The sequence below is a fragment of the Maribellus luteus genome (assembly GCF_003576475.1).
GTDB classification, from domain to species: domain Bacteria; phylum Bacteroidota; class Bacteroidia; order Bacteroidales; family Prolixibacteraceae; genus Draconibacterium; species Draconibacterium luteum.
The window spans coordinates 1-516 of the sequence record NZ_QWGR01000292.1 but is presented as its reverse complement, the minus strand read 5'-3'; the positions used below and the strand labels follow the sequence as shown (position 1 = coordinate 516).

At 65.1% G+C, this 516-nt stretch carries 1 protein-coding gene; it reads right to left on the bottom strand.

Features of this window, described 5'->3' with window-relative positions; genetic code table 11:
• A partial coding sequence (locus tag D1614_RS28945) for a hypothetical protein (protein WP_206610220.1) occupies positions 1–516 on the bottom strand: 516 nt, incomplete at both ends.

The following is a 516-nucleotide window of genomic DNA, read 5'->3' as shown; positions in this document are numbered from 1 at the left end:
AGCGCCGTTGCGCGAGGTGACGTCGTTCATGGCCGAGACGAAGTCGGCGACGCGGGTCACCAGCGCCCGCTCGAGCGAGTTGAGGTTGTCGTGCGCACCGGTCAGCACTTCCTGGAGCAGGATGTTGCCTTCACGCAGCCGCTCGAACAGGGCGAGCGTATCGGTGCGCAGGATCTTCGAGGTCTCCTGCAACTCGTTGATGGTCGACGTCGCCACCTGACGTGACTGGTCGATCGCCGCGCGCGAGGTCTGGTCGATGTCCTTCAACGACTTGCTGACGGCGCCGATCGCGATCTCGCTGGCGGTGTTGATCTGGCGGGCCAGATCCGAGGAGTTGTTCATCATCGCGACGGTGAATGCGCCGCCGTGATTTTCGATCGACTTCAGCGCGGAGTCCGCGGCGCTGCCGATGGTGGACGAAATTTCCGCGGCCTTGCTGCCGAGGGCTTCGACCAGTGCACCGCGGCGCGTGTCGACCAGCTGCGAAAGCTGCTCGGTCTGCTCGCGGACGCCGTC